Origin of the sequence: Aquidulcibacter sp. (assembly GCF_020253525.1) — a bacterium.
Lineage (GTDB): Bacteria > Pseudomonadota > Alphaproteobacteria > Caulobacterales > Aquidulcibacteraceae > Aquidulcibacter.
Map to the genome: position 1 here is coordinate 21,920 of NZ_JADCBK010000011.1, position 6,491 is coordinate 28,410.

Annotated in this window: 8 protein-coding genes and 1 tRNA gene; 7 read left to right on the forward strand and 2 right to left on the reverse strand. The window is 54.8% G+C overall.

Features of this window, described 5'->3' with window-relative positions:
- The first annotated feature begins 5 nt into the window (after nucleotides 1–5).
- Complete coding sequence (gene coaD / locus IOB61_RS01680; protein ID WP_085340524.1) at nucleotides 6–491, forward strand: pantetheine-phosphate adenylyltransferase; 486 nt, start codon at nucleotides 6–8, stop codon at nucleotides 489–491.
- Nucleotides 492–555: 64 nt separating this feature from the next.
- Here coaD and IOB61_RS01685 read toward each other — a convergent pair whose 3' ends face one another.
- Nucleotides 556–867: a hypothetical protein gene (locus tag IOB61_RS01685; protein ID WP_290811246.1), complete on the reverse strand. Its 312-nt coding sequence runs from the start codon at nucleotides 865–867 to the stop codon at nucleotides 556–558.
- A 28-nt stretch (nucleotides 868–895) separates the two neighbouring features.
- Between IOB61_RS01685 and IOB61_RS01690 the strand changes: the two genes are divergently transcribed.
- The 5 genes from IOB61_RS01690 to tgt all read left to right on the forward strand — a co-directional run bounded on the left by IOB61_RS01690 (nucleotide 896) and on the right by tgt (nucleotide 5,175).
- Nucleotides 896–1,636, forward strand: coding sequence for a peptidylprolyl isomerase (locus IOB61_RS01690; RefSeq protein ID WP_290811249.1), 741 nt, complete (start codon nucleotides 896–898; stop codon nucleotides 1,634–1,636).
- Nucleotides 1,637–1,726: 90 nt separating this feature from the next.
- A complete protein-coding gene (locus IOB61_RS01695; RefSeq protein WP_085340563.1) occupies nucleotides 1,727–2,197 on the forward strand; it encodes a peptidylprolyl isomerase in 471 nt (156 codons plus the stop codon).
- Complete coding sequence (locus tag IOB61_RS01700; protein WP_290811254.1) at nucleotides 2,194–2,994, forward strand: hypothetical protein; 801 nt, start codon at nucleotides 2,194–2,196, stop codon at nucleotides 2,992–2,994. The genes IOB61_RS01695 and IOB61_RS01700 overlap by 4 nt, the downstream gene beginning before the upstream one ends.
- A complete protein-coding gene (queA, locus tag IOB61_RS01705) occupies nucleotides 2,981–4,045 on the forward strand; it encodes a tRNA preQ1(34) S-adenosylmethionine ribosyltransferase-isomerase QueA (RefSeq protein WP_290811257.1) in 1,065 nt (354 codons plus the stop codon). Before IOB61_RS01700 ends, queA begins: the two co-directional genes overlap by 14 nt.
- Entirely contained in the window at nucleotides 4,042–5,175 is a 1,134-nt protein-coding gene (tgt, locus tag IOB61_RS01710; protein ID WP_290811259.1) for a tRNA guanosine(34) transglycosylase Tgt, read from the forward strand. Before queA ends, tgt begins: the two co-directional genes overlap by 4 nt.
- Nucleotide 5,176: 1 nt before the next feature.
- Here the strand turns inward: tgt and IOB61_RS01715 are convergent, their stop codons facing one another.
- A complete protein-coding gene (locus tag IOB61_RS01715) occupies nucleotides 5,177–5,770 on the reverse strand; it encodes a hypothetical protein (RefSeq protein WP_290811261.1) in 594 nt (197 codons plus the stop codon).
- A 302-nt stretch (nucleotides 5,771–6,072) separates the two neighbouring features.
- Here IOB61_RS01715 and IOB61_RS01720 point away from each other — a divergent pair.
- Nucleotides 6,073–6,148, forward strand: a tRNA-Lys gene (locus IOB61_RS01720).
- The last annotated feature ends 343 nt before the right edge of the window (nucleotides 6,149–6,491 follow it).

Consider the following 6,491-nt stretch of genomic DNA (forward strand, 5'->3'; position numbering starts at 1 on the left):
CGTTGATGCGCGTTGGTCTTTATCCCGGTACTTTTGACCCCATTACCTTAGGCCATTTGGATGTGGTTGGTCGGGCCATCAAACTGTTCGACAAATTGGTGATTGGCGTCGCGATTAATCGCGACAAAGGCCCCATGTTCACGCTGGAAGAACGTGTGGCTATGGTTGTCAAAGATACCGAGCAATTCTTGCAATATGGCGAGATTGAAGTGCGCCCTATGGAAGGGCTTCTGATCAGTTTTGCCGAACAAGTCGGCGCATCCTGCATTGTCAGAGGCTTGCGGGCGGTATCCGACTTTGAATATGAGTTTCAAATGGTTGGTATGAACCAGAAGCTCAATCCCAATATCGAAACCGTGTTTTACATGGCTGATGTACAGCATCAGGCGATTGCCTCGCGGCTCGTAAAGGAGATTGCCCGCCTGGGCGGCGATGTCACACCCTTTGTGAGCCCAAATGTTGTGCATGCTCTGAAGGAGAAATTCACGTGAGAAAGCAGATTCTTGCTTTAGGCTGTTTTGGCTTCGCCGTGTTAGGCGGTGCCGTCGTGTATGCTCAATCCAGCGCGCCTGCTTTGCGGGTTGTTCCCATGGGGGAAGCGCCGCCAGCCAAAAAGGCCCCCGCGAAGAAGGCACCTGCTCCTGCGCCAAAGGCGTCTGCCACCAAGGCGGCTGCACCAAAGTCGACATCAGCACCTGCACCCGCAGCAGCTCGACCCGCTTCACCAGCCGCAGCGAGCGCGGCTAAGCCTGCTGCTGGAAAGCCTGCAGCAGCCGTGGCGCAATGGACTACACCACCGGCTGCGGCCGCTTCGACCGCTGCCGCCAAGCCCGTGGCGTCGGCTCCAGCACCCGCTGCAACAAGCAAAGTGGCTTTCCCCCCAGAAGATTGGCGTGTGCTAAATCCAGAGAATGCGTTGATTTATGAGACCACTAAGGGGCGAATAATTGTTGAGTTGGCTCCAGAAATGGCACCCAATCACGTTGCACGGGTAAAGATGCTGGCGCGTGAAGGTTTTTACAATGGCTTGTCCTTCCACCGGGTGGTGGCCGATTTTATGGCCCAAGGCGGTGATCCAAAGGGCGATGGTACGGGCGGGTCTGATCAGCCCGACTTGCGAGCTGAGTTTAGCTTCCGTCGCGGTACCACCACGAATTTTGTTCGCGCTGTGGATCGGGGCGGTGCTACAATAGGCTGGGTAGGGACGATCCCGGTCACGTCGCAGACCGACTTCTTAATGGAGCGGACCTCAGACAAAAAAGTTGCGGCTTGGGGGAACCATTGCTTGGGTGTTGCCAGCATGGCACGCGGAAGCGATGAGAATTCAGCCAATAGCCAATTCTTTTTGATGCGGGCGGCCTACCCGACCTTGGACCGGCGCTATACGATTTGGGGCCGTGCCGTTGTGGGCACCGATGTTATTCGCGCGCTAAAAGTTGGTGAGCCTGTCGTGGATCCAGATAGGATGCTTTCTGTTCGGGTTTTGGCGGATGTGCCTGAAGAAGATCGCCCGACTGTTATGGTTCAACGGACCGATGGGCCAAGCTTCCAAGCCAGGCTTAAAGCGACTTTAGAACAACGTGGAGCGGCGTTTTCTAACTGTGATTTGGCCCCCGAAGGCCGGATCGTCCGCTAATCTGCGACGCGATTGCTGCCAACAAATGACCGCAAGGGCTTTGCCGCGCCCGCTTCTGCGTCTAGGACGCGTTGCGACATGGAGATGATTATGAGCCAAGACCTCGAAAACACCCTTATTCTGGAACTTAGCACCGGCACCGTCACGATTGACCTGCGTCCTGATTTGGCCCCTGGTCACGTCGCACGCATCAAAGAACTGGCGCGTGAAGGCTTTTATGATGGAATCATCTTCCATCGCGTGATTGATGGTTTCATGGCTCAGGGCGGTTGCCCGAATGGCAGCGGCATGGGTGGCTCGAAGAAGCCAGACCTGAAAGCCGAGTTCAATGCGGAGCCGCATGTAGAGGGCGTATGCTCAATGGCGCGGACTAATGCGCCCCATTCCGCTAACAGCCAGTTCTTCATTTGCTTAGATGATGCCACTTTCCTCGATCGCCAATATACGGTTTGGGGCAAAGTTGCCTCGGGCATGGAAGCCGTTCACGCTTTGCCTAAGGGCGAACCACCACGCGCACCGGGCAAAATTATCTCGATGAAAGTCGCAGCAGACGTCGCATGAGCGATCGCGCGATTGGCCCAGCGGTTCAGCATCTGCTGGGCCGTTTGGATGCCATCGGTGCACGCCTTGAGAAACAAGACGGCGCATTGGCTCTTTTGGGCTTGGGCTCCGTCGGTTTAGATGTTTGGCGGGCAGATCGTTTTTCCGACCTCGACTTTTTTGTCATTGCCGAGGCAGAGACGGCTGTCTGCCTGCGAGAAGATCTCAGTTGGCTTGCGTCTGTAGAGACCCTAAGCTTTGCTCATCGCAACACAGCTGATGGCTGGAAGGTTCTGTTTGCGGATGGAATATTTGGCGAGTTCGCGGTATTTTCCCCCGAGCAATTAGCCAATATTCCTTTTCAACCTGGCCGAATAATCTGGTCGCGTGAAGGCTTTGACGTCAAAACTCTTAAGCCTACCCGGCAAGCAGTACCGACCGATTTCACGTGGACCGTATCAGAGGCTTTGACCTGTATTTATGTTGGTCTCTGCCGCTTTCGGCGAGGGGAGGTGCTGGCGTCTCACCGCATGATCCAGGGCCATGCGCTCGACTTAGTCTTGACTCTGATGTGGGCCTCTCATGAAGGCGAGCAGAGGGGTGATCCGTTTAATCCCAGTCGGCGCGTAGAACTGATTTGGCCGGATCGGCGCGCTTGGTTGAGGCAAGCATGCGCAGGCTATGGTCAATCAATTGAAGCGGCTCAAATTCTTTTGACCGAGCTTTACCGATTTGGCCCCTTGCCCAAGCCTTTACTCGCCGCAATTGAAGCGCTTCTCGCAGCGCCGGACTTGAAAGACGAAGATGCAGCTCTCTGAGTTTGATTTTAATCTGCCCGAAGAATTGATCGCCCTGCGGCCAGCAGTGCCGCGCGACTCGGCGCGCCTTTTAATTTCCCAACCCAAGCATGCAATTGAAGATGCCGTCGTCTCGGCCTTGCCCCACTATCTAAAGGCAGGCGACGTGCTGATTTTCAATGATACGCGCACCCTTGCCGCATCTTTGAAGGCAACGCGCGCACAGCGCGGCCCGGTTGGTGGACCTGTATCTGTTGATATTAATCTGCATCAGCGGCTGGATGGTTCAACTTGGAAGGCATTTGTGCGTCCGGCCAAACGGGTCGGTCTGGGTGATGTTTTGACCATTCAAGACTCCTTACAGGCTCATGTTGTTGGGCTTGGCGATGCCGGGGAGGTTACCTTGGCCTTTTCGAAATCTGGCGCGGAGCTTGACCAAGCGATTGCGCAGTTCGGCACTATGCCTTTGCCGCCTTACATTGCGCGCAAGCGGGCCGTGGATGCCCAAGACGCGCAAGATTATCAAACCGTCTATGCGCGTGCAGACGGATCGGTGGCGACGCCAACAGCTGGTCTTCATTTCACTCCAAGTTTGCTGGAGGCTTTAGATCACGCTGGTATTGAACGGCATTGGGTTACGCTGCATGTGGGTGCAGGTACTTTTCTGCCGGTGAAAGTCGACAATATCCATGACCATGTGATGCATGCGGAGACCTATGAAGTAAGCGCGCAAACGGCAGCGGCTGTCGCGCGGGCCAAGGCAGAGGGTCGGCGGGTAATTGCGGTTGGCACAACCAGTCTGCGGACGTTGGAATCAATTGTCGATCCAGATGGGGAAATCACTTATGGCGGCGGCGATACTTCCATCTTTATTACTCCGGGCTATCGCTTCAAAGTCGTCGATGGCCTCATCACCAATTTCCATTTACCCAAATCGACGCTTCTAATGCTGGTGGGGGCTTTGATCGGCATGGAAGCTTTACGTGACGTCTATCGCCATGCAATTGAAAAGCGCTATCGCTTTTATTCCTACGGCGACGCGAGCCTGCTTTGGAAAGCACCGACGTCATGAGCTTCATATTCTCGCGCCATGCAACCGATGGCTTGGCACGCACAGGCGTGTTGGAGACGCCAAGGGGCCAAATTCGAACCCCAGCCTTTATGCCTGTTGGCACAGCCGCCACCGTGAAGGCGATGAGTGTGGATCAAGTAAAGTCTACCGGGGCCGACATTGTTTTAGGGAATACCTATCATTTGATGCTGCGCCCGGGCGGGGAGCGCTTGGCTCGCCTAGGTGGTCTGCATCACTTCATGGGGTGGGATAAACCGATCTTGACTGATTCGGGCGGCTTCCAAGTGTGGTCCTTGGCGGGCTTGCGCAAAATGAGCGAGGCGGGAGTTGAATTCCGCAGCCATATTGATGGCTCTAAGCATATGCTGACGCCAGAACGCTCAATCGAATTACAAGCCGATTTGATCGGTTCTGACATTATCATGCAATTGGATGAGTGCACGACCTTCGGTTCGTCGCATGAAGAGGCTTTGGTCTCCCTCGAGTTATCCGCCCGCTGGGGTGAGAGGTCTAAACAAGCCTTTGGTGGAACCCGGGCAACCCAGGCACTGTTTGGCATTGTGCAAGGATCAGTCTTTCCAGATCTTCGTGCCCGTTCGGCTTCAGCCCTCAAGTCGATTGGCTTTGATGGGTATGCGATTGGTGGACTGGCCGTCGGCGAGGGACACGAGTTGATGTGCCAAACGCTGGATGTGACGGTCCCAGAACTGCCGGAGGACAAGCCTCGCTATTTGATGGGCGTTGGGAAACCTATTGACCTTCTGGAGGCAGTTGCGCGCGGGGTTGATATGTTTGATTGCGTTCTGCCAACCAGAGCTGGCCGGCATGGCCAAGCGTGGACGTGGGACGGACCGATCAATATTAAAAATGCTCGCTTTGCCGAAGACAAAGACCCAATCGATCCAACCAGTTCTTGTCCTGCAAGTAGCCAATGGTCAAAAGCCTATTTGCATCATTTGTTCAAAGCCGAAGAGATCTTGGGGCAAACCTTGTTGTCGTGGCACAATGTGGGATTCTACCAAGATTTAATGGCCTATCTGCGGGCGGCCATCGCAGCAGGTGAATTCAACAATGCCCGCGCGGCTTTGCGTCATCGTTGGGGCTTCGGAAAGGCCGAGACAGCGGTTTAGTTTAGCATTTTTTGGAATCAGCTAGTCCACGCAGATAGCCACGTCGCACCATGCCACGCTGTTCAGCCTCAGCGTATAAGCGGTCGGCCTTGGTAGCTCCCGTCAGCATGCGCACTAAACTCCGCTGCGGTACAAGCATGGAGCCAACGCCACGAACGGCCTCTGTTGCTTCTTCTCTGGCAATGTTTCCGCCCCGAGCCGTTATCGGACGATCGTCATGGCCGGCAGGGGCCTCGACATCTCCCTGAAGGGCAGCGTCCAACTGCTGGATCTCATATTGAATCCACTCACAGCTTTGCCCGGATGGCGGAGCATAGGGGTCGCCGATTCGAGCCAGAGCCGGTGGAATTCGCCGTTTAACCATACCAATGTCGCGCAAAGGCTGAACCGCAGCATCGGTTGCGGCTGCTCGAATTGCCTCGCCATTGGCACCGTCACCGTCGGTTGCTGTGGTAGACGAGGGCGGTGTCTTTGCGTCGCGCGAACTGGCACAACCTGTGGCGATGTTCGCACTGATGGCGACCAGCACCAAAGACAAAACTACGCCGCCACGATGTTTGGTATGACCAATATTTGAGTGGTGACACTTGAACATGATATTTGTACAACTTCCGTGCAGTTTGTTCCAAATTGTCCCCGTCACAGACTTGCCTTGCTGTGACTGGTTTGGTCAAGCCAAACTTGCACGCTGTATCCATTTTACTGAGCTGACTTAAGGTCGCCCCAAGCAAGTTTGGGCCCAACAGGGCGATTTGAATGCAAAAGAAACAGAAAAACAGTGCAGCGACAGACTCGATTCGTTGACGAACTTCACCTCGAGGCATTGACTGGACGCGGGCCTGTGCTTATCAGCGCCGCTCACACCCGGACCGCGGATTCGCGATGCCCAGTTTTTGGGAGCCTGTAGCTCAGCCGGTAGAGCAACTGACTTTTAATCAGTAGGTCCCGGGTTCGAACCCCGGCGGGCTCACCATCTTCTCATCTGGCTTTATTCTGCTCAATTAAAAGTGAAAATCCTCCTGTATTACGGTGGAACCAAATGGTTGTTTGTACGCATGAGGCGCGATTGCAACACTGTTGCAGTTAACACGCAAAATTGCGGTTTCGAACATGACTAACCCTTAAGCAAGTGGTTGACCTCTCAATTTCATCGTTTATTAGGTGTGTGGAGCGCCCAACCGGGCGTTATCGATTTATGAGGGAAATAGACCCATGAAGAGAATTTGGCTTTGCGCCACTGCGGTCCTCGCATTGGCAGCCGCGCCAGGTATCGTATCGGCCGATGGCTGGTATGGTAGCGCAGGCACTGGCTACAG

Bases quoted from the DNA above. Each gene is read 5' to 3' on its own strand.
- coaD (WP_085340524.1), top strand. From the start codon at position 6: ATGCGCGTTGGTCTTTATCCCGGTACTTTTGACCCCATTACCTTAGGC.
- IOB61_RS01695 (WP_085340563.1), top strand. From the start codon at position 1,727: ATGAGCCAAGACCTCGAAAACACCCTTATTCTGGAACTTAGCACCGGC.
- IOB61_RS01700 (WP_290811254.1), top strand. From the start codon at position 2,194: ATGAGCGATCGCGCGATTGGCCCAGCGGTTCAGCATCTGCTGGGCCGT.
- queA (WP_290811257.1), top strand. From the start codon at position 2,981: ATGCAGCTCTCTGAGTTTGATTTTAATCTGCCCGAAGAATTGATCGCC.
- tgt (WP_290811259.1), top strand. From the start codon at position 4,042: ATGAGCTTCATATTCTCGCGCCATGCAACCGATGGCTTGGCACGCACA.
- IOB61_RS01715 (WP_290811261.1), bottom strand. From the start codon at position 5,770: ATGTTCAAGTGTCACCACTCAAATATTGGTCATACCAAACATCGTGGC.